Raw genomic sequence first — 18,215 nt, forward strand, 5'->3', positions numbered from 1 at the left:
ATGCGTGCAGCGACCGTCCCACAAACCGATTGCAGGGTCCTTCTCTGGCTTGCCGAAGATCTGAGGCTGGAGGACAATCTTGCCCTCCAGCGGGCCATTACCGGCTACGGGGGCTTGGCGGTGCTGCGCATCGCCCCGGAGGCGCGGGGGCGACCCGGGCGGACTCCGCATCGGCGCGCTCTTGAGGAGGCAGCCGAGGCGCGACTTGAGGCGCATTTCTCGGCCAAAGGCATATCTTTCGAGGTGCGCGGCTCTGGTGAGGACACGTCCGTCGCGGCGGCCTATCGTCGGCATGGATGTACCGTGGTCATCCGCAACGCCGCCGATGTCATGGCCGCCGAATTTGCCCATCACAAGCGATGGGCGGACGAGTTGGCGGCGGCCTGTATCCCGCTGCTGACCGTCAACGGCGAGATGATACGTCGTAAGGGAGCGGGAGGGGCCAGGCCGGACGCGCCGTTCCTGACCGATGCGGCCGAGGTCGCACCGGGAGCGTTGCCGGACGATCACCCGATAGCCTTGCTGCGGGCCTTCCTAAGGGTTCTGCCGGAGCGGGATTACCTGGCCGGCATGTGGGTGCCGGGCCGAGACCGGCTGAGCACCAGCCTGCTATCTACCCACTTTGCGGCGGGGACCTTGTCCAGCGACAGGGCGAGGGTCGAAACGGAGGCGGCGGAACGCGCCTGGCATCGCGCGAACCCGGGTCAGGCCCGTACGGTCGCGGGGAAATCCTTCGGCGCCTTCAAGGGGCGCGTCCGCTACCGTCCCGGCTTCCTGACGACCTTCTCCCGCTATGAGGACGACCTGCATCCGCTCCCGATCACGCCGGAGATGCGGCGCAGGGTCGAAGCCTGGCGGGACGGATGCACCGGCATTCCCATGCCTGATGCGGCCATGCGCGAGCTGAAGGCGACCGGCTGGATCAATTTCCGTCTCCGCCAGCTTGCCGCCTCCTATGCGGTGCAGCTCCTGGGCTTGCCTCCGTTCGAGGTCGGGACGGTTCTGGCGGAGATGTTCGACGACTACGAGCCCGGCATCACCTGGCTTCAGGTCGCGATCAACGACGGTCGGGTCAATCAGGATCGCGGGTCGCGCATCCTGAACCCGGTCAAGCAAGGCCGCGACCTCGACCCCGACGAGAGCTACGTCCGCGCCTGGCTGCCGGAACTGGCCAGCCTTCCGGCCGGGTTCGCCCACGAGCCATGGCTGCATCCAGCATCGCCCCTACCGCCGCCCCTGGTCGACCACCTGACCGCCGCTCGCGCAGCCCGTGCGGCTTGGGGGGCGAAGTCATCGGTGCTCGGGGCGCGTCCGGTGCACGAAACCCCATCGTTCGATTTCGGCGATAGGAATGCCCCCAGATGATCGAGAAGCACACCTTCGACTTCCTGAAGGGCATCGCGGCCCACAACGACAAGGAATGGTTCGAGGAGCATCGGGACGACTACGAGCGCGCGAAGTCTAACCTCGTCGACGTGGCCAGCCTCCTGATCGACGCGGCGTCCCGCTTCGACCCAAAGGTGAAGAAAGCGAACGCCGAGCCGACGAAGTGCGTGACCCGCATCAACCGGGACATGCGCTTCGCCAAGGGCAAGCCGCCGTACAAGACGGACCTGTTCGTGATGCTCAACAGCGTCGGCGACTACCAGGGGTCGGCCTCGTACTACCTCCATGTCGAGCCGGGCGGCTGCTACGCGGGCGGCGGCATCTTCACGACCGAGCCGAAGGCACTCGACCACATCCGCAAGCGGATCGCGGCGTCGGTGCCGAAGTGGACCGGCGTGGTCGAGTCCCGCGAGATGAAGGCAATGTTCCCCGACGGGCTGACGAGCCCGGGCGAGCTGAAACGGGCGCCCCAGGGATACGAGCCCGACCACCCGGCCATCGAGTACCTGCGCATGAAGGGGTTCTGCGCCAACCGGAAGCTGACGAACAAGCAGCTCCAGGACGAGGATGCCCTGGACATGGTCGTCGAGACCTTCGAGGCGGCCCAGCCCCTGGTGGGCTACCTCAACGACGCCATCGCCGGCTGAAGGCCCCAGTCGAAAGAGCGGCACCGGCCAGGAACCATGGGCCGAACCACGACTTCCCATAATAGGACGACATCGTCCTTTTAATGCTCCGGGCATCGCCCCGCGGACCGCATCTCCCTCGGGCGTGGCGGATCGTACGCCCCAACAGATAGGCAATCCGAATGTCCCACGATACGATCAAGACCTGGTACATCGCCGGCCTCCAGGCCTATCGTTCGGCTTCCGAGCAGGGCAAGGCGGCAGCCTCCCAGGCCGAAGGGCAGTTCAAGGATCCCGAGTTCAAGAAGCTGGCCAGCGAGGGCGCGGCGCTTTGCGGCCGCCAGCATCAGGCGATGATCGATTTTCTCAAGGAGCTCGACACCCAGCCGAACGACTTCAAGGACCGTATCCAGGCCGGCATCGCCGAGGGCACCGAGATGGCCGTCAAGGCCGCCTCCGACGACGACTCCCACGATGTCGCCATGAGCTTCGGCGCCCGGGCCGGCTTGACCTACGTCGAGGTCGCCTTCGCGAACCACGCCATCTACGCCAAGGCGCTGGACCTGCCCAAGCAGGCCGAGGCGTTCGCGCGGCTTAGCCAGGAGAGCAAGGCGCTCGACGCGCGCTACGCCAAGGTCGCCGAGGCCACGGTCGCCAAGCAGGCCGCTTAGCTCGTTGGCGACAGGGATCACGGGGCGACCGGCCTCGTGATGACGGCGACCGACCTGCGCTCCGCCCCCTCGCGCAGGTCGGTCGCCACTCACCATCACAGGTGGACGGCCGTCCGGGACGACTTGGCTCGGCCGTTCGAACGCACCACCTTCGATGCATGCGTCCCCCAGTGAAATCGGTTCAGATCTTGGACCAGTCCGGCAAGCGTACCCCCGTCCCTTCGTCGCCGGACCGCCCGCGCCGTGGACGCCCCCGTGCCGACCAGGCCGGACAAATCGAGGAACGCATCATCACCGTCGCCTCGTCCCTGTTCCTGGAGCAAGGGTTCGGCCGCACCACGGTCGATCAGATCGCCGATCTCGCCCACACCGGGAAGACGACGCTGTACGGCCGCTTCCCGACCAAGGAGGCGCTCTTCTCGGCGGTGGTGCTGCGCTACGTCGACGAACTGCAGGCCCAAATGGCCATCGTCCCGACGAACGGGACGCGCAAGGAACGCCTCGTCCAGGTTGGCATCGAGCTCGCCAACCTGACCCTGGCCGAGGAGAGCATCGCCCTGATGCGCCTCACCATCGCCGAGGCGAAGGCGTTTCCCGAGCTCGGTTGCGAGGGGTTCCGTATCGGCTTTGGCGGATGCGTCCGCTGCATCGCGCAGTGCTTGGCCACGGACGGCTCCGACGCGGCGGTGACGGATGCAACTCCAATGGCAGCACGGTTCGTCGAGATGGCCCTCCACCCCCTCTACATGCACGCCTTTTCAGGTGCGGATCTTGCCGGACTGTGCGAGCGGGCGACTCGGGACGTGCCCGAGGTCGCCGAGATCCTGCTGAACGGACAGCGTTGATGTCCGCTTGGAGCTTTTCGTGACTGAAAGCGGTCGCGCCGCTTTCCACCCAACCCAGCCGTACACGCGAGGCTTCGAGGCTTTCAAAAGCGGACTTCCATCCCACTGTGGATCTGGCAGCGGTACGCTCCTCGCCTCCCTGGTTGGGGCGGGGGTTGTCTAATCAGGCCCGTTCAAGCGATGTACCCAGGTAATCCACGAGCGCTCGGACTTTAGCCGATGGCCTCGGACCCGCTTGGAAGATCGCGTGGACCTTGGCCGGATCGAGCCGAAGGCTGTCCGTCCGCTCTGGAGAATGCAGCGACCCGGTCGTCGATGGACCGCTGTCGGACGATCGAGGCGCCCGCGGTACGCGAAAGGTGTCCGGACGACGAACTCGGCGCCCACGAAATCATTCTCGGGAGGAGCTTGCTCCGCAAGACCCCCGATATCGAGGACTGCTCCATGGACGACACCACCCTCCGCCTGCGAGCCCGCGTTACCATTCTGGAGCAACTCACCGTGCGCCTGTTCGCCATCCTGGGTACCCAGCATGCGAACGAGGTCAGAACGGTCGTGACCAATCTCGATCAGGTCGTGAAGAGCGCGAATGAGTCCGATCTTTTCGGAGCGGATCTCAACGCAGAGGACAGGAACGATCTGTTTAACAAGACCACGAACGAGTGGGCCTGGATCCGCGCGCAGATCCTCGACCCGATGAAATGAAGTCTTGATGCTGGTCGCGCGCCCAACGACCGGCACCTCCCGGTTTCGTCCCAGGTGCGTTCAGACGCGTCCGTCGCCGGCGAGCAGACGTTGCGCGATCTGCGTGAAGGCCCATCCGCTGCCGCGCCGCTCCAGCGCCCAGACGAGGTCGTACCGGTCGTTCGGCCACTCGGACGGGACGGACGGAGCATCGGGCAACGCTGCGACGCAGGCTGGGATGCGGGAATGCTCCCAGGCGATCAGCACGGTACCGCCACGGGTCATTACCTCGGCCATCAGAGCCTCGGTCTCGGGTTTGGTGAAGCGCTCGTCGTACGCGACTTCGCCACGCTCGCGCAGGACGGCGTGCAGGGGAGCGACGGTCTGCCTAGGTCTACGGCTCTCGCTACCCGGGGCAACCGCCGAGGTAAAGATCGCATTCGGGGCGAAGACCGTCGCCTGTCCCGAACAGAAGAAGGGGATCAGCGCACCGGCACGCTGCCAACCGCGCACGGTGAGGCTGTGCCCATCGGGGTGGCCATCGCCGTCAATTCCGGGAGCGCCATGCTGCTCGGCGTGACGGATAATGAGGATGCGATCAGGGCCCATGGGGTCCTTTGCGGCTTGCCTTTCGACCTGTCCATCGGAAACAGCGCGGTGCGGAGCGGTCCGATCACTTGGAGACGCCCTCGCAGCTTCGAACCAGGCAAGGCGAGTCAGAGTCGCATGCGTGCAGCTAGCCTTTGGGGCCGACGTTCGCGCACGCCGTTCCGCTGGGAGCGGATCGTGGTTGGTAAGCAGAAGACGCCCGCGCTCCGGATCCTGCCCTCACAGGATCGCGGGCGTCGCTCGTGTTGCCGCTTGGGTGGACCGGAAGAGCGTCCGGTCGACGACCGCGTGGATCTCGTCGTCACCGCGCAGGCGGCGTTCAACCAAGCTGCCGGTCGATCCTCAGCCCGGCTTCCTCGCGTACGAGGGCCTGCTTGACGAATGTGCGAAGCGCGAACACGGCCACGAACATCAGGATCGCCTCCCAACTCCGCAGCTCGATCGTCTTCAGGAGGGTCGCCGCCGTCTTGAAGCCGAGTGCGGCCACGATGCCATCGGCGACGGCGAGCCGGGCGGCCACGATGCTGGTGCGGCTGCCGAACCCTACGGCGAGTCGCACCAAGCCTCGCGCACAGCCGAACACGACGAGCAGACCGCCGCCGAACTCGATCAGCGTCGCCAACGTGCGGATCCAGGCGTCGAGTTGCAGCATGGACACGGCACCTCAGCCCGGATCGGCGGTCGGCGGGGTTGAGGGCCCGGCGGGGGATCGCCGTTCGGCTTTGTCGATCTCCTGCTGAAGGAAGTAGTTCAGGATCGTGCGGATCGCCGCGATGGCCGCGAGCTGGCCGATCTCCGACCAAGTCGGCGCCACGGCCGTCCGCAGGATGTCGGCGCCCAGCTCGAACTCCAACGCGACCGCGAGCCACCGTCCGAGCTTCAGCCGCACCTGCTCCTTGGCGGCCTGCGGCCCCTCCCCGACGATGCGCGAGGCTGCCCCGGGCACGAACAGTAGCAGGGCCGAGAGGACGGCCTCGATGGTGGCCAAACCGATGATCAGTGCGGCGGCCGCCTCCGTGCCGACGGCGAGCCACAGCGTGAACGCCTTGATCGTCTCTTCCATACGCAACCTCGAACAAGATCGCCCCCAGAGCGGGGCACCATTTCGCGCCTCACCCGTCGATGGTCGTCGCCGTCGGCAGGATCCGGCGGCAGGGAGTCGAGGGGATCGTCGGTCATCTGAAAGCCGACCCAATTGATGATGCAGCAGGCGAATACGTTCGTCCGCATCCCCGCGGTCCATCCCAGCCGGCAGCCTTCCGCGCCGGGCGATCGCTCGCTCCGTGAGTTTCAATCGATCGAAGCCGACAACGGCGTACGGGTCGACCACATCCGCCGTCTTGGACGACGTCCCCGGCAGCGTCCGGCCGTGGAGGGAGTTTCCGGTGCATCGAGAGGCGCGGCACCGTCCGGCCACCTTCAAGCTTCAAGGAACATCATGTCCCGCGAGACCAGCATACAGGCGACTGAGAAGTTCGGCGAACTCGTCAACACCGGCCGATTCGATGCATTCCCCGAGGTCGTAGCCCCGGACTGCCAAGACCACGATCCGGCGCCGGGCCAGCACATGGGTCCCGAGGGATACCAAGTCTTCTTCACGCAGCTCCGCTCGGCCTTTCCCGACATGCAGGTCGAGGTGAAGAAGCTCGTGGCCGACGGGGACAGCGTCGCCTTCGCCTACACGCTCACCGGCACGCACCAAGGGGACTTCAACGGCCACAAGCCAACCGGGAAGGCCATCAAGGTCCGCGGCATGCAGATCGGCCGCTTCGTCGACGGCAAGATGGTCGAGCGGTGGGGATTGTCCGACGAACTCGGCATCCTGAAGCAGATCGGCGCCATCGAGGGCTGATGGAGACTTCCGCGAGGGCGTCCCCCCCACGGAACGTCGTCAAGGCTTGGCACGGGGCGGCCCATGGACCGCCCCCGGACGCAGTGAGGCCAGTCGTTGGCTTCCCGACCCCTTAGGCGCTTCGGGCCTGGTCGGGATGGCGGCCCTCCGCGAACTCCTCGACGATCTTGGCGCAGAAGGCCGGCAGGTCCTTGGGCGTGCGGCTGGTGACGAGCCCCTTGTCGCAGACGAACTCCTCGTCGACCCAGGTGCCGCCGGCGTTCTCGATGTCGCGCCGGACCGTGGGGTAGGAGGTCAGCGTCCGGCCCTTCACGACGTCCGCCTCGATCAGGGTCCACGGGCCGTGGCAGATGACCCCGACCGGCTTGCCCGCGGCGAAGAAGTCCCGGACGAACGCCACGACATCCTTGCTCGCCCGGAGCTTGTCGGCGCCGACGCAGCCACCGGGAATGACGAGCCCGTCGTAGTCTGCGGCCAACGCCCCATCGATGGTCCTGTCCACCTTGTACCGGCCGGCGGGATCGAGGTCGTTGTTGACCGTCTCGGCCTCGCCGGCCTCCAGACCGATGACCGTCACGGTCGCCCCGGCCTGCTTCACGGCCTCATGCGGCTTGGCGAACTCCGGCTCCTCCGTTCCGCGCGGTGCGATCAGGATCGCGATCTTCTTGCCCTGTAAGCTCATGTCATCGTCCTTCTGGATGTCGTCGTTCAACGGAGGCGCCGTTCACGCCGTTCCTCACGTCGGGATGCGGTCGATGCCGGCTGTGTCCTCGGCCGCCACGCCGTTCTCGCGGTGGCGGAAGTCGCTCAGCGCCCGGTAGACCTGGAGGCGCGCCCGCATCACCGAACCGAGCGGGCGGTGCGCCGCAAGGCTGTGCGCCGGGCGGAAGGTCATCACCTCGTCGAAGTAGCGCACCCGCTCCAGCGAGTAGGCGTCCTGGCGCGGCAGGCGCAGCGTCGCCACCGTGCGGTAGGGGCTGACCGAGACCGGCCAGTCCACCGAGGCGTCCTCGATGGGCTGCCGCGCGGAATCGGCCCAGAGTTGCGCCTTCAGCTCGAACACCACCTCGTTGTCCCTTAGGAAGGCGACCGTAGCGTGCCGGAAGCCGTCCTCGTCCTGGTTCGGGTCCAGCCGCCATTCGGATAACGCGCGCTGCGCCTCGCCCGTCGGCACGGCCCCGAGCTTGGCCACGTAGTCGCCGAAGCGGACCGGCGCCTGGCTGAAGTAGCTGTCGGCCAGCGGATGGCTGTAGGGGTGCCCGAAGAAGTCGGCGAACGCGCTCTCGGTGCCGAAAGCATGAAGCGCCTTGTTCAGGTTGCGCATGGTGGAGGACACCGCGCTCTTCACGCCCTCCGGCAGGCCCGTCGACTTGCCGATCACCGTGCCGTCGCGCAGGAAGCCCGCCGCCGTGCCGGACGGGAAGGTCGTGCCGGTCGCGAGCACGAAGTCCTGGGTGTCGACCGCGTGGCCGGGCAGCTTCTCCCCAGGGACGTCGAAAACCTTGATCGACATGCCACGATGGGTCGACACCCGGTCACCCAGGGTCTCGCCCGGCCCTTGGGCGAACCGAACCGCCACGGGATGCGTCCCGGGCATGGCGAACAACCCCTGCGCCAGTTCCGGCGGCAGGCCGGCGGCGACCGCCAGCTTGCCCGTTACGCAGGCCGAACTCTTGGCGTGGCTGGCACGCACGGCATGGTGCTCACGCTTCTTCACCGTCTCGGATTGCTGCGTCATGCCGGCGATGATGCCGTCAATCGTCTCCTGCTCGTCCGCAGCAGGCTTCTCGATGTCGGGGGCGTATCGAAGATAGGTCATGATCTTCCTCACGGTGACCGGGGAACTGAAGCGGATCGCGGCAGGAGAGAGCAGCGGACTCGGGATTCGACGTATCGAATCAGGAACGGGAGGCCGTTCCGAATATCGAAGGGGCCGCGGGCTCGGGTGCGCGACAAGCCAGTTTAAAGCGCATCCTTCCCAACCGTTTCAAGGATCACGCGTGCCGTCTCGGCAGGCTGATCCCAATGCGGGAAGTGGCCGCAGCGCTCGAACCAGTGCAGCTGGGCCGACGGGAATGCTAGCTGGGCGCGTGCGGCCTGGCGCGGCAGCAGCAGGTGGTCCTGACGGCCCCAGCCAATGGTGACGAGTCCGGGAGTCGTTGCCGAACCCTGCTGCAACGGCCCGCGTGCCAGCTCGCGCAGCATCGCATCGAACACCGGTGTGGCCGCCAGGCTCCGCAGCTCCCCTACGACGAGCTGCGGTGGCAGCGCCCAGGGGCGGGCCGACAGTTGGGCGAGCAGCAGCGTACGGGTGACGGCGTGGCGCGACAGGCCGGGATGGAAGGGCCGCAGCAACCGCACCAAGCGTATCGATGCCGCGAGCGTCCAGTGGAGCCAGCCCGTTTCCCACCCACGCCAGAAGCCACCGGGATCGAGCGCCACGCAGTGCCGACCGATGCCCCGCCGCGCCAGCTCCAGCACCAGCCGGCCTCCCACCGAACTACCGACGAGGTCCGCCGTCGTCAGGCCTTGCGACTGCACGAAGCCGGCGAGGGCGTCCGCATGGGCCTCCATCGTCTGCCGACCCGCGAGCGGGGCCGATCCGCCATGTCCCGGCAGGTCGACCAGGATCAGTTCATGCGAGCCGCGTAATGCGGGCACGAGCGGATCCCAGGTGCGGAGATTGGACCCGAGCCCATGGACCATAAGCAGCGGCCGGCCCGTGCCGACGCGTTCAAAATGCAGGGACATGACGGCATTGTCCTTAACTCGCCACGAGCGGACTACGCTCGCAATGCCCGCAGTGACGTAGACGTCACGTCCGCGTTAACTCAGATGCCGGCGTACCAAGCGTAGCCCTGGTCCTCCCAGTAGCCACCCTTGCCGTCGCCGATGTGGGCGAAGCTCTCGACCACCTCGATGCGCATCACGTATTTCGCCTGCTTGTAGCCGAGGTTGCGCTCGACCCGCAGGCGCAATGGCGCGCCGTTCGACACGGGAAGCGCCTGCCCGTTCATGTCGTAGGCGAGGATGGTCTGCGGGTGGAACGCGTCGACCAGGTCGATGCTCTCGTAGAACCGAACCGGCGTTCCGCCGCTGGCCGCATCGTCCTCCGTCGCCTGTTGGCCGCCGGAGTCCTTCCTGCTCTCGCCGCCGCCCGACTGCTTCGTCATGCTCGGGTTGGCGTTGCCGGCGGGGACTTTGTCGGCCCCCTCGTCGTCTCCCCCGCCTTCGAGCGGACTGCCCTGATCCATGGTGTCGGCGCAGTGGAACACCACGTAGCGTGCCTGAGGCTTGAGCTGGGCGCGGTTGAGCAGTTCGGCGAGCGGCACCCCGGTCCACTTGCCGATGGCGCTCCACCCCTCAACGCAGTCGTGCCGGGTGATCTGGGTGCGGGCGGGAAGCTTGCGGAGGTCGGCCAGGGACAGCTTGAAGGGCGCCTCGACGAGGCCGCCGACCTCCAGCTGGTACTTGGCGAACTTGCCTTTCGCCAGGGCCTTGTAGTCCCTGTCGGGCGGGTCCTCGGTCCCATTCGGCTTGAACCACGGCGAGATGTCGGCCTCGGTAAATTCCGGGGCCAGCGTCCGATCAGTGAGCAGCAGGCGCTGGACGAACAGGTTTGCGTCCTCGCCGGTCTTGAGCGTGCGGCGGAACCACTCCGCGTTGCCGAGGCGGTCGCAGCCGCCGAGCATGGCCGCCGCGGCCGCGGCGGACGCTCCTGTCAGGAGGGCACGTCGGCTGGGAGGGCGGCTCATACCCGGGTCTCCCCGGTGACGGGTGCCGGCTCGACCTTGCGCTCGATCACGAACCAGCCGGTGAGCATGCCGCGCATGTTGTTCCGGAAGCCCGAGAGCAGGACCAGGGCGACGTGCACGACCACGAACAGGACGAGCAGGACCGCCACGACGAAGTGGACCGTGCGGGCCGACTGGCGTCCGTCGAACAGCGTCAGCAGGAAGGGGAAGGCCGCATCCATCGCCGGGGACATCGCAAGGCCGGCCAGGACCTGCACCGGCAGGAGCACGAATAGCACGACGAGGTAGGTGAGCTTCTGGATGACGTTGTAGCGCTTGGCCTCGTCGCCTTGCGGGAAGCGCAGCGTCAGGTGCTCCCGGATCGACGCGCCGAAATGCCGGATCTGGTCGCGGGACGGGATCACGCGGAACCGAAGCTGCCCGCTGGCCAGGCTGTAAAGCAGGTAGGCGAGTCCGTTCAGGACGAAGGCCCAGGCGAAGAAGAAGTGCCAGGAGCGGCCGCCGGTGAGGTCCTGGTCGCTCGGCAAGGTCGCCCAGGCCGGGAAGCCGCGGTCGGCCGCCTCGCCGTTGGATCCGACCGAGGAGCCCAGGACACCGGTGGTGTCGAAAGCCCGCCCCAGGACCGTTGTGACGCCCTTGGGCGGATCGTCCTCGGTCGATGACATCGCCAGCAGCGGCGCATCGAAGGTCGAGACCTTGCCCCAGTACAGCGCCGGGTGGGCGTTGAAGATCTGCAGGCCGCTCATCAGCAGGACCAGCAGGCAGACCGCGTTCACCCAGTGGGTGACACGGATGACGAGAGGGTGGCGAAACATCCAGCGGCGACGCTCGACCTCGCCGGTCTCGGGAGCGGATCGGGTCAGGTAGGTTCGAGCCAAACGGTCTTTCCCGCACTCAGGACGGCCAGGGCGGAGGCCCCGGGATCGGGGCCTCCGGAAGCGCACCGCGCCTCGAAATCACATGCCGCGATTCATCATCATCCGCTTCTTCATCATGCGGCGCTTCATCATCTGCTTCCGCATCATCCGCTTCTTCATCATCATCCGCTCGCTGCGGTCCATGCGAACCTGGGTGACCGCGGAGGAGCCGGCCTGGAGACCGTTCGGGCCCATCGGCGCGGCGGAGGCGGCGCCGGCTCCGAGCGCGAGGCTGCCGAGGACCGAAGCGGCGAGGGCAAGGGTGGTGATCTTCATTCGACGTCTCCTATAGGGGGAAGGAATCCCCTTTCGCACAGGGAGAGAAGAGAAGGGGCGACCACCAAGTTCCTGATTTATCGAATAAAAATTGTCGTCCGACAGAGTTTGGCGCAACAAATCGGACGTCGAGGCAGGGCCTCGCGCCGCGCCCAGGCCGGGCGTACGCCAACCTGTACGGAGGCATGGAGGAGAAAGTTTCAAACCGGACCGGGAACGCTGACGGTCCACCTCCAGGGCGACGCGATCAGTTTTCGATCACGTGAGGCCAGTAAGAGAGGTTGATCGGGGAGATGACCGGAACGGGTCCGGGCTTAATCGGTTGTGCACAAGTGAGTTTTGGAGATCGTGCATGCCGGCAGCGCCCGTTCGCTATTCCCCCGACGTCGAGAAGATCGCCGTCGACGAAGGCAAGACCATTGAGAGTCTGAACGAGACCTTCGACAAGATCCTGGACAGAATCGCGAAGGACTCCGGCCACGCGGTGCGCTCGGTCCACGCCAAGGCCCACGGCATCCTGGAAGGCACGCTTCGCATCGACGCGGGCCTGCCGCCGGAACTCGCGCAAGGGCTGTTCTCGACCCCTGGCGAGCACAAGGTCTACATGCGGATGTCGACGAACGCGGGCGACATCCTGCCGGACGCCGTCTCCCTGCCGCGCGGCCTCGCGATCAAGGTCCTGGACGTGGCCGGCGAGCGCCTGCCCGACGCCGAGGGGACGACGCAGGACTTCGTCATGGTCAACGGCAAGGTGTTCCAGGCGCCGAACGCCGAGAAGTTCCTCGGCAGCCTCAAGCTGCTCGCCAAGACCACTGACCGGATCGAGGGCGTGAAGGTCGCCGCCTCCAGCGTGCTGCGCGGGGTGAACAAGGCGCTGACCGCAATCGGCATCGAGAGCCCGACGCTCGGCTCGCTGGGCGGCGCACCGAACGTCGACCCCCTCGGTGAGACCTACTACAGCGTCACGCCGTTCCGGTACGGAGACCACATCGCCTAGTTCTCCGTGGCCCCCGTAGCGCCAGCGCTGACGACCCTGACGGGCACCGAGATCGACGCCTCCGGCCGCCCCGACGCGATCCGCGAGACGGTCAGGTCGGAGATGGCCGGCATCGAGGGCGTCTGGGAGTTCCGTGTGCAGCTGTGCCGCGACCTGGCGCGTCAGCCGGTCGAGGACCCGACGGTCGAGTGGAACGAGGATGAGGCGCCGTTCCAACGGGTCGCCACCATCACCGTCCGGCCGCAGGACAGCTGGGACGCGATCCGCGTCGACGCCGTGGACGAGCGCATGCGCTTCGCGGTCTGGACCGGCCTCGCCGCCCACCGTCCGCTCGGCGACATCAACCGGGCCCGCAACGCCCCCTACAGGGATTCGGCCGAATTCCGTCAGCGCTTCAACGGCTGCCCGATCCACGAGCCCACCGGTCGCTGAGGGTGGATGCGGTGCCGATGGAATCGAACAAGGACCTCGTCCGCGCCTACTTCGCCGCGTTCCGGGACCGGGACGCGGTGTGGTGGGAGCGGTTCATTGCCCCGGACTTCGTGCGCCACGACCCCGGCCTCGACTTCGAGGTCCGTGGCCCGGCGGGCGTCGCCAGGCTCGGCGAAGTGCTGCACGGCGCTTTCTCGGACATCGAGATGCATGTCGCCGAGGTCATCGCCGAGGGCGACCGGGTGCTGGCGCGTCTCCGCTTCACCGGCCGTCATACCGGGACGTTCCAGGGCACGCCCGCCACCGGCAATGCGGTCGATATCGCCGTGATGGATTTCTTCCGCGTCGTGGACGGTCGGCTGGCAGAGCATTGGGCCCTGATGGACAACCTGTCCTTGCTCAAGCAGGTCGGCGCCATCGATGCCTGAGGGTCGCGGCGGCGTTCTGCGGACGGTCGGCGCACCGCGACGCTTGGACACCGTCCGCTCGACGGCCGCCTTCTTTACACCCCGCCGGACCAAGCTTGAGGTGGGTCTTTCCGCGAGCGCGGGAAGCTGACTGGCCGGCGCTGAACCGATTGGTTTTCCCAATCGGGGTGCCGCCGGGGAAGCGGAACCGGTCAGCCCCTCGCAGCTTGGACACCGGATTCCTGTGATTGCGGGGAGGTCCCGGCCAATCGAGAAGGGCGGACGTTGGTCGGTTCGGATCTGAAATCGCTGTCGCGCGACGAGCTTGAGGCCGAGATCCTGCGGCTCAGGTGGTTGCAGGCCGGGGGCTCCCCGGAGGCTTTCGGGCGCCAGGTCCGCACGACGCCGGGCGGCCGGGACGAGTTGTTCGCCGCGGTCGAGAAGACCCGCACGCCGATGATCCTGACCGACCCGAGCCGGCCGGACGACCCCATCGTCTTCGCCAACCGGGCCTTCTAGGACCTGTCCGGCTACGGCGCTAACGAATTGCTCGGCCGCAACTGCCGCTTCCTGCAGGGACCGGACACCGACCCCGCCCACGTCCAGGCCATCCGGGACGCGTTGGCGGCCAGGCGCGACCTCGCCATCGATATCGTCAACTACCGGCGTGACGGCACGCCCTTCCTCAACGAGCTCTTCATCAGCCCGATCCTCGATGCAGAGGGGCGCGTTCTCTATCACTTCGGTAGCCAGGTCGACGTCACCGGCTACCGGCAGACGATGTCGCGCCTGGCGAAGAACGAGCGGCGGCAGCGGGCGGTGTTCGACAGCGCCGTGGAGTTCGCCATCGTCGTCACCGACTGCGACGGCCTAGTCACCGATTGGAACGCCGGGGCGGAACGCGTGTTCGGCTGGACCGCCGAGGAGATGCGCGGGCAACCCGCCGACCGCTTCTTCACGCCCGAGGACCGAGCGGCCGGTCGCATCGAGACCGAGATGCGCCGGGCCCGTGAGGAGGGCCGCGCCTCCGACGAGCGATGGCATCTGCGCAAGGACGGCAGCCGCTTTTGGGCGTCCGGCGAGATGATGCCGCTGTTCGACAAGGTCGGGAAGCACTTCGGCTTCACCAAGATCGCCCGCGACCGTACCGCCGAGCACGAGGCAGGACGCGCGTTGAGGGAGAGCGAGGCGAGACTCAGCGAGAGCGAGGACCACTTCCGGCACACGGTCGAATTGAACCCGCAGGTGCCGTGGACCTGCGACCCGGCCGGCAACATCACGTCCTACTCGAACCGCTGGCTCGAACTGACGGGCCAGGCGCCAGGCGAGCCGGACGGCACCGGCTGGATGAAGGCCCTTCATCCGGACGACGTCCCGCGTACCGTCGAGGTGTTCTCCGCGAGCCTCTCCTCGGGCGACCCGGTCGACGTGGACTACCGCATTAACATCGCGGGGAGCGGCGAGTACCGCTGGATGCGCGCCCGCGCGCAGGCCCGCCGCGACGCGGCCGGGAGCATCGTGCGCTGGTACGGGGTGGTCGAGGACATCCACGACCGCCGCCTCGTCGAGGAGGCCCTGCGCGAGAGCGAGAATCGGTACCGCACGCTTTTTGAGACCATCGAGGTCGGGTTCTACATCCTCAGGCTGCGGTTCGACGCGGACGGGCGGGCGGTCGACTACCTGATCGAGGAGGCCAACCCGGCCTTCGCCCGGCAGACCGGCGCCGACCTCGCCGGCAGGTGGGTCAGCACGTTCGCGCCCGGCCTGGAACGGCATTGGTTCGACAGCTACGGCCGCGTGGCCCGGACCGGCGAGCCGGCCCGATTTGAGAACTACGCCTCCGGGTTCGGGCGCTGGTTCGACGTGCGCGCGCACCGGGTCGGCGAACCGGGGGACCACCGCGTCGCCGTGTTCTTCAATGACATCACCGCTCGCAGGAATGCCGAGCTGCTCGCGGAGACCAACGAGCGCGAGCTCCGCCTGATCGCTGACGCGCTTCCGGTGCTGATCGCGTTCATCGACGCCGGCCACGTCTACCGCTTCGCCAACGAGGCTTATCGAGATTGGTTCTTCGTCCCGCCGGACGAGGTGGTGGGACGAGACGTCCGCAAGCTCCTGGGCCCGGCCGGTTACGCGGCCCGGCCGGTTACGCGGCCCGGAAGGATTTCGTCGACCGGGCCCTCGGGGGCGAGTCCGTCCTGTTCGAGCTCGACTGACCGCATCGGGACGGGCGCCTGCGCGTCGCCGAGATCCGCTACCTGCCCCGGCGCGATACCGGGGGCGCGGTCGACGGCTTCCATGTCTTCGTCCAGGACGTGACCGACAGGCACCGGGCCGAGGCCCTGCTCCGTTCCGAGAAGTCGGAGCTCGAAGCCCAGGTCGCCGCGCGCACGGCCGAGCGCGACGAGATCTGGCGCGTCTCCAGCGATCTCCTCTGCGTCGCGACCCTCGACGGCCACTTCACGAGCCTCAACCCGGCCTGGCGCACGACGTTGGGCTGGTCGGAGGACGAGTTGAGGGGAAAGCCCTTCCTCGATTTCGTGCACCCCGACGACCATTCATCCACGAAGACCGCCGCGGCGGGGCTGATTCGGGGCGAGGCGCAACTCTTCTTCGAGAACCGATACCGGCATCGGGACGGCAGCTACCGCTGGCTGTCCTGGAACGCGGTGCCGCGCGGGGGGCTGGTCTATTCGGCCGTCCGCGACGTGACCGAGGCCAAGACGGCGGCCGAGGCCCTGGCCAAGACCGAGGAAGCCCTGCGCCAGTCCCAGAAGATGGAGGCGGTAGGGCAATTGACCGGCGGCCTCGCGCACGACTTCAACAACATGCTCGCCGGCATCGTCGGCTCCCTGGAGCTGATGCAGACCCGCATGCTCCAGGGGCGGATGTCCGACTTGGAGCGCTACATCGGCGCGGCGCAGGGCGCTGCCAAGCGCGCCGCCGCCCTCACGCACCGCCTGCTCGCCTTCTCCCGACGCCAGACGCTCGATCCGAAGCCGACCGACGTGAACCGGCTGGTCGAGGGCATGGTCGACCTCGTCCGCCGCACCGTCGGCCCCGCGGTACCGGTCGAGTTCGTCGGCATGGGCGGCGTGTGGCCGACGCTGGTCGACCCGAGCCAGTTGGAGAACGCGCTGCTCAACCTGTGCATCAACGCCCGCGACGCGATGCCGGACGGCGGCAGGATCACCATCGAGACCGGCAACCGCTGGCTGGACGAGCGCGGCGCCCGCGAGCGCGACCTGAGCCCGGGCCAGTACGTCGCGCTCTGCGTCTCGGACACCGGGACCGGCATGACCCCGGACGTCGTCGCCAAGGCGTTCGACCCGTTCTTCACGACCAAGCCGCTCGGCGAGGGCACCGGCCTCGGCCTGTCGATGATCTACGGGTTCGCCAAGCAGTCGGGCGGCCAGGTCCGGATCTACTCCGAGGTCGGGCAGGGCACGATGGTCTGCGTCTACCTTCCCCGCCACCTTGGCGAGGCCGAGGATGCCGAGGTCGTGGCCGACCTCTCGGACGCCGCTCGCGCCAAGGCCGTTGAGACGGTGCTGGTGGTCGACGACGAACCGACCGTGCGCATGCTGGTCACCGAGGTGCTGGAGGACCTCGGCTACGCCGCCATCGAGGCCGGCGACGGCGCTTCGGGCCTGAAGGTGCTCCAGTCCGACGTGCGCATCGACCTGCTCGTCACCGATGTCGGCCTGCCCGGGGGCCTGAACGGTCGCCAGATGGCGGACGCCGCGCGCCAGCACCGCCCGGACCTCAAGGTCCTGTTCATCACCGGCTACGCGGAGAACGCCGTGCTCAACCATGGGCACCTGGCGCACGGCATGAACGTGATGACCAAGCCGTTCGCCCTGGAGGCGCTGGCCACCCGTATCCGCGGCATCATCGAGGGTCAGGGCTGACCGGCCCCAGGGCATCCACGGCGGCGCAGGGTTCCGTTTGCAGACCGGTCTCGCCACTTTCGGGCGGCAGCATCGCCGAAGGTCGAACAGGAGAAACGATCCCGCCCGTGACGGCGTCGCTCAGTTCAGCCGCTCCTTGACCTCGATCCTGGCGGCGAGCGCCTGGCCGATCTTGAACAGGGCGCTGCGGAGGTCCGGCAGGGCCTCCTTGCCACCGTCGGACTCGATGAGCGAATGCGCCAGGAGCAGGTGATCCGCGACCTGGTCCAGCCAGGAATTCGGCATCGTGTTCGGATGGGGCGCCGGCGGCACGAACCGCTCGATCTTGCCGTAGGCCGTGATCGTGTCCGTCGCGCCCGGGGCCAGTTCCGTCACCGTGCCGAAGTAACCGATGAAGGCATCGCCCAGCATGCCGAACGCAGGGACGCCGCCCGCTCCGACCCAGCGAAGGGTGCGGTCCGGCCTGAGTAGCCGATACCTGACGCTGAACTCCTCCCCGCGACGGACCGCGGCAGCCATCGTTTCCGCGACGATGGCCCTGTCGTCGGAGTGGACGCGATCCAGCCATCCGAGGCCGAGGGCGTCGGCGACCTCCTGTCCGGTGAGCGTCGTCCACTCCGGGCTGGTGTAGACGCAGGCACCGGCCGCGTCCGTGACGAAGATCATCGATGGGCCTCTGCTTGGGCGGATGCTTCGAGACAATATCTCTCCGCAGCGGCGGCACAAGCGTCGGCCCGATACCGTTTCCAGCCGGGCATCCGCCCCGTCTCGCGGTCCGCGCGGTTTCCACGTCACCCGCGTCGAGAAGGCGTGTCGGCGGGGTTCGTGACCACTTGCCCGGGCATCG

At 67.6% G+C, this 18,215-nt stretch carries 19 protein-coding genes and 2 pseudogenes; 11 read left to right on the forward strand and 10 right to left on the reverse strand.

Annotation, left to right across the window (positions count from 1 at the left end; all coding sequences use genetic code 11):
- The 5 genes from MKK84_RS32460 to MKK84_RS32480 all read left to right on the forward strand — a co-directional run bounded on the left by MKK84_RS32460 (position 1) and on the right by MKK84_RS32480 (position 4,233).
- Complete coding sequence (locus tag MKK84_RS32460) at positions 1 to 1,365, forward strand: FAD-binding domain-containing protein (protein WP_243926695.1); 1,365 nt, start codon at positions 1 to 3, stop codon at positions 1,363 to 1,365.
- Positions 1,362 to 2,033: a DUF2461 domain-containing protein gene (locus MKK84_RS32465; RefSeq protein ID WP_243926697.1), complete on the forward strand. Its 672-nt coding sequence runs from the start codon at positions 1,362 to 1,364 to the stop codon at positions 2,031 to 2,033. Before MKK84_RS32460 ends, MKK84_RS32465 begins: the two co-directional genes overlap by 4 nt.
- A gap of 161 nt (positions 2,034 to 2,194) precedes the next feature.
- Positions 2,195 to 2,683 carry a DUF892 family protein gene (locus tag MKK84_RS32470; protein ID WP_243926699.1) on the forward strand — a complete coding sequence of 163 codons (489 nt, stop codon included), beginning with the start codon at positions 2,195 to 2,197 and terminating at the stop codon, positions 2,681 to 2,683.
- 188 nt (positions 2,684 to 2,871) lie between these two features.
- Entirely contained in the window at positions 2,872 to 3,528 is a 657-nt protein-coding gene (locus tag MKK84_RS32475) for a TetR/AcrR family transcriptional regulator (protein WP_243926701.1), read from the forward strand.
- Positions 3,529 to 3,972: 444 nt separating this feature from the next.
- Positions 3,973 to 4,233, forward strand: coding sequence for a hypothetical protein (locus MKK84_RS32480; RefSeq protein ID WP_243926703.1), 261 nt, complete (start codon positions 3,973 to 3,975; stop codon positions 4,231 to 4,233).
- A gap of 60 nt (positions 4,234 to 4,293) precedes the next feature.
- On the opposite strand, the gene MKK84_RS32485 is transcribed toward MKK84_RS32480, so the two are convergent.
- From MKK84_RS32485 to MKK84_RS32495, 3 genes are all read right to left on the reverse strand, one after another.
- Complete coding sequence (locus MKK84_RS32485; RefSeq protein ID WP_243926705.1) at positions 4,294 to 4,821, reverse strand: histidine phosphatase family protein; 528 nt, start codon at positions 4,819 to 4,821, stop codon at positions 4,294 to 4,296.
- Positions 4,822 to 5,140: 319 nt separating this feature from the next.
- Positions 5,141 to 5,473 carry a DUF1622 domain-containing protein gene (locus tag MKK84_RS32490; protein WP_243926707.1) on the reverse strand — a complete coding sequence of 111 codons (333 nt, stop codon included), beginning with the start codon at positions 5,471 to 5,473 and terminating at the stop codon, positions 5,141 to 5,143.
- 12 nt (positions 5,474 to 5,485) lie between these two features.
- Positions 5,486 to 5,884 (reverse strand): DUF1622 domain-containing protein, encoded by a 399-nt coding sequence (locus tag MKK84_RS32495; protein WP_243926709.1) that lies wholly within the window; start codon positions 5,882 to 5,884, stop codon positions 5,486 to 5,488.
- Between the two features lie 375 nt (positions 5,885 to 6,259).
- Here MKK84_RS32495 and MKK84_RS32500 point away from each other — a divergent pair, with 375 nt between their 5' ends.
- Positions 6,260 to 6,673 carry an ester cyclase gene (locus MKK84_RS32500; RefSeq protein ID WP_243926711.1) on the forward strand — a complete coding sequence of 138 codons (414 nt, stop codon included), beginning with the start codon at positions 6,260 to 6,262 and terminating at the stop codon, positions 6,671 to 6,673.
- A gap of 112 nt (positions 6,674 to 6,785) precedes the next feature.
- On the opposite strand, the gene MKK84_RS32505 is transcribed toward MKK84_RS32500, so the two are convergent.
- The 6 genes from MKK84_RS32505 to MKK84_RS32530 all read right to left on the reverse strand — a co-directional run bounded on the left by MKK84_RS32505 (position 6,786) and on the right by MKK84_RS32530 (position 11,621).
- Complete coding sequence (locus MKK84_RS32505; protein WP_243926879.1) at positions 6,786 to 7,355, reverse strand: type 1 glutamine amidotransferase domain-containing protein; 570 nt, start codon at positions 7,353 to 7,355, stop codon at positions 6,786 to 6,788.
- A 54-nt stretch (positions 7,356 to 7,409) separates the two neighbouring features.
- Positions 7,410 to 8,492 carry a catalase family protein gene (locus MKK84_RS32510; RefSeq protein ID WP_243926712.1) on the reverse strand — a complete coding sequence of 361 codons (1,083 nt, stop codon included), beginning with the start codon at positions 8,490 to 8,492 and terminating at the stop codon, positions 7,410 to 7,412.
- A 143-nt stretch (positions 8,493 to 8,635) separates the two neighbouring features.
- Positions 8,636 to 9,424 (reverse strand): alpha/beta fold hydrolase, encoded by a 789-nt coding sequence (locus MKK84_RS32515; protein WP_243926715.1) that lies wholly within the window; start codon positions 9,422 to 9,424, stop codon positions 8,636 to 8,638.
- Between the two features lie 80 nt (positions 9,425 to 9,504).
- On the reverse strand, positions 9,505 to 10,428 hold the full coding sequence (locus tag MKK84_RS32520; protein WP_243926717.1) for a molybdopterin-binding protein: 924 nt from the start codon (positions 10,426 to 10,428) through the stop codon (positions 9,505 to 9,507).
- Entirely contained in the window at positions 10,425 to 11,306 is an 882-nt protein-coding gene (locus tag MKK84_RS32525; protein ID WP_409566569.1) for a cytochrome b/b6 domain-containing protein, read from the reverse strand. Before MKK84_RS32525 ends, MKK84_RS32520 begins: the two co-directional genes overlap by 4 nt.
- A gap of 78 nt (positions 11,307 to 11,384) precedes the next feature.
- Positions 11,385 to 11,621 (reverse strand): hypothetical protein, encoded by a 237-nt coding sequence (locus tag MKK84_RS32530; RefSeq protein ID WP_243926718.1) that lies wholly within the window; start codon positions 11,619 to 11,621, stop codon positions 11,385 to 11,387.
- A gap of 352 nt (positions 11,622 to 11,973) precedes the next feature.
- Here MKK84_RS32530 and MKK84_RS32535 point away from each other — a divergent pair.
- From MKK84_RS32535 to MKK84_RS32555, 5 genes and pseudogenes are all read left to right on the forward strand, one after another.
- Positions 11,974 to 13,050, forward strand: a pseudogene (locus tag MKK84_RS32535) (catalase family protein).
- Between the two features lie 17 nt (positions 13,051 to 13,067).
- Positions 13,068 to 13,478, forward strand: coding sequence for an ester cyclase (locus tag MKK84_RS32540; protein ID WP_243926720.1), 411 nt, complete (start codon positions 13,068 to 13,070; stop codon positions 13,476 to 13,478).
- Positions 13,479 to 13,742: 264 nt separating this feature from the next.
- A complete protein-coding gene (locus MKK84_RS35600) occupies positions 13,743 to 13,976 on the forward strand; it encodes a hypothetical protein (RefSeq protein WP_279599834.1) in 234 nt (77 codons plus the stop codon).
- Positions 13,977 to 14,003: 27 nt separating this feature from the next.
- Complete coding sequence (locus MKK84_RS32550; RefSeq protein ID WP_279599835.1) at positions 14,004 to 15,776, forward strand: PAS domain-containing protein; 1,773 nt, start codon at positions 14,004 to 14,006, stop codon at positions 15,774 to 15,776.
- A gap of 2 nt (positions 15,777 to 15,778) precedes the next feature.
- Positions 15,779 to 17,368: pseudogene (locus tag MKK84_RS32555) on the forward strand (ATP-binding protein); the annotation flags it as partial.
- 120 nt (positions 17,369 to 17,488) lie between these two features.
- Here the strand turns inward: MKK84_RS32555 and MKK84_RS32560 are convergent.
- Positions 17,489 to 18,034 carry a PAS domain-containing protein gene (locus MKK84_RS32560; RefSeq protein ID WP_243926722.1) on the reverse strand — a complete coding sequence of 182 codons (546 nt, stop codon included), beginning with the start codon at positions 18,032 to 18,034 and terminating at the stop codon, positions 17,489 to 17,491.
- Positions 18,035 to 18,215 lie beyond the last annotated feature (181 nt).

The organism is Methylobacterium sp. E-065, assembly GCF_022829605.1.
Classification (GTDB): domain Bacteria; phylum Pseudomonadota; class Alphaproteobacteria; order Rhizobiales; family Beijerinckiaceae; genus Methylobacterium.

What these genes read in the sequence shown, in the direction of transcription:
- MKK84_RS32460 (WP_243926695.1), top strand. Translation starts at nt 1, where the DNA reads ATGCGTGCAGCGACCGTCCCACAAACCGATTGCAGGGTCCTTCTCTGG.
- MKK84_RS32465 (WP_243926697.1), top strand. Translation starts at nt 1,362, where the DNA reads ATGATCGAGAAGCACACCTTCGACTTCCTGAAGGGCATCGCGGCCCAC.
- MKK84_RS32470 (WP_243926699.1), top strand. Translation starts at nt 2,195, where the DNA reads ATGTCCCACGATACGATCAAGACCTGGTACATCGCCGGCCTCCAGGCC.
- MKK84_RS32480 (WP_243926703.1), top strand. Translation starts at nt 3,973, where the DNA reads ATGGACGACACCACCCTCCGCCTGCGAGCCCGCGTTACCATTCTGGAG.
- MKK84_RS32485 (WP_243926705.1), bottom strand. Translation starts at nt 4,821, where the DNA reads ATGGGCCCTGATCGCATCCTCATTATCCGTCACGCCGAGCAGCATGGC.
- MKK84_RS32490 (WP_243926707.1), bottom strand. Translation starts at nt 5,473, where the DNA reads ATGCTGCAACTCGACGCCTGGATCCGCACGTTGGCGACGCTGATCGAG.
- MKK84_RS32495 (WP_243926709.1), bottom strand. Translation starts at nt 5,884, where the DNA reads ATGGAAGAGACGATCAAGGCGTTCACGCTGTGGCTCGCCGTCGGCACG.
- MKK84_RS32500 (WP_243926711.1), top strand. Translation starts at nt 6,260, where the DNA reads ATGTCCCGCGAGACCAGCATACAGGCGACTGAGAAGTTCGGCGAACTC.
- MKK84_RS32505 (WP_243926879.1), bottom strand. Translation starts at nt 7,355, where the DNA reads ATGAGCTTACAGGGCAAGAAGATCGCGATCCTGATCGCACCGCGCGGA.
- MKK84_RS32510 (WP_243926712.1), bottom strand. Translation starts at nt 8,492, where the DNA reads ATGACCTATCTTCGATACGCCCCCGACATCGAGAAGCCTGCTGCGGAC.
- MKK84_RS32515 (WP_243926715.1), bottom strand. Translation starts at nt 9,424, where the DNA reads ATGTCCCTGCATTTTGAACGCGTCGGCACGGGCCGGCCGCTGCTTATG.
- MKK84_RS32520 (WP_243926717.1), bottom strand. Translation starts at nt 10,428, where the DNA reads ATGAGCCGCCCTCCCAGCCGACGTGCCCTCCTGACAGGAGCGTCCGCC.
- MKK84_RS32530 (WP_243926718.1), bottom strand. Translation starts at nt 11,621, where the DNA reads ATGAAGATCACCACCCTTGCCCTCGCCGCTTCGGTCCTCGGCAGCCTC.
- MKK84_RS32540 (WP_243926720.1), top strand. Translation starts at nt 13,068, where the DNA reads ATGGAATCGAACAAGGACCTCGTCCGCGCCTACTTCGCCGCGTTCCGG.
- MKK84_RS32560 (WP_243926722.1), bottom strand. Translation starts at nt 18,034, where the DNA reads ATGATCTTCGTCACGGACGCGGCCGGTGCCTGCGTCTACACCAGCCCG.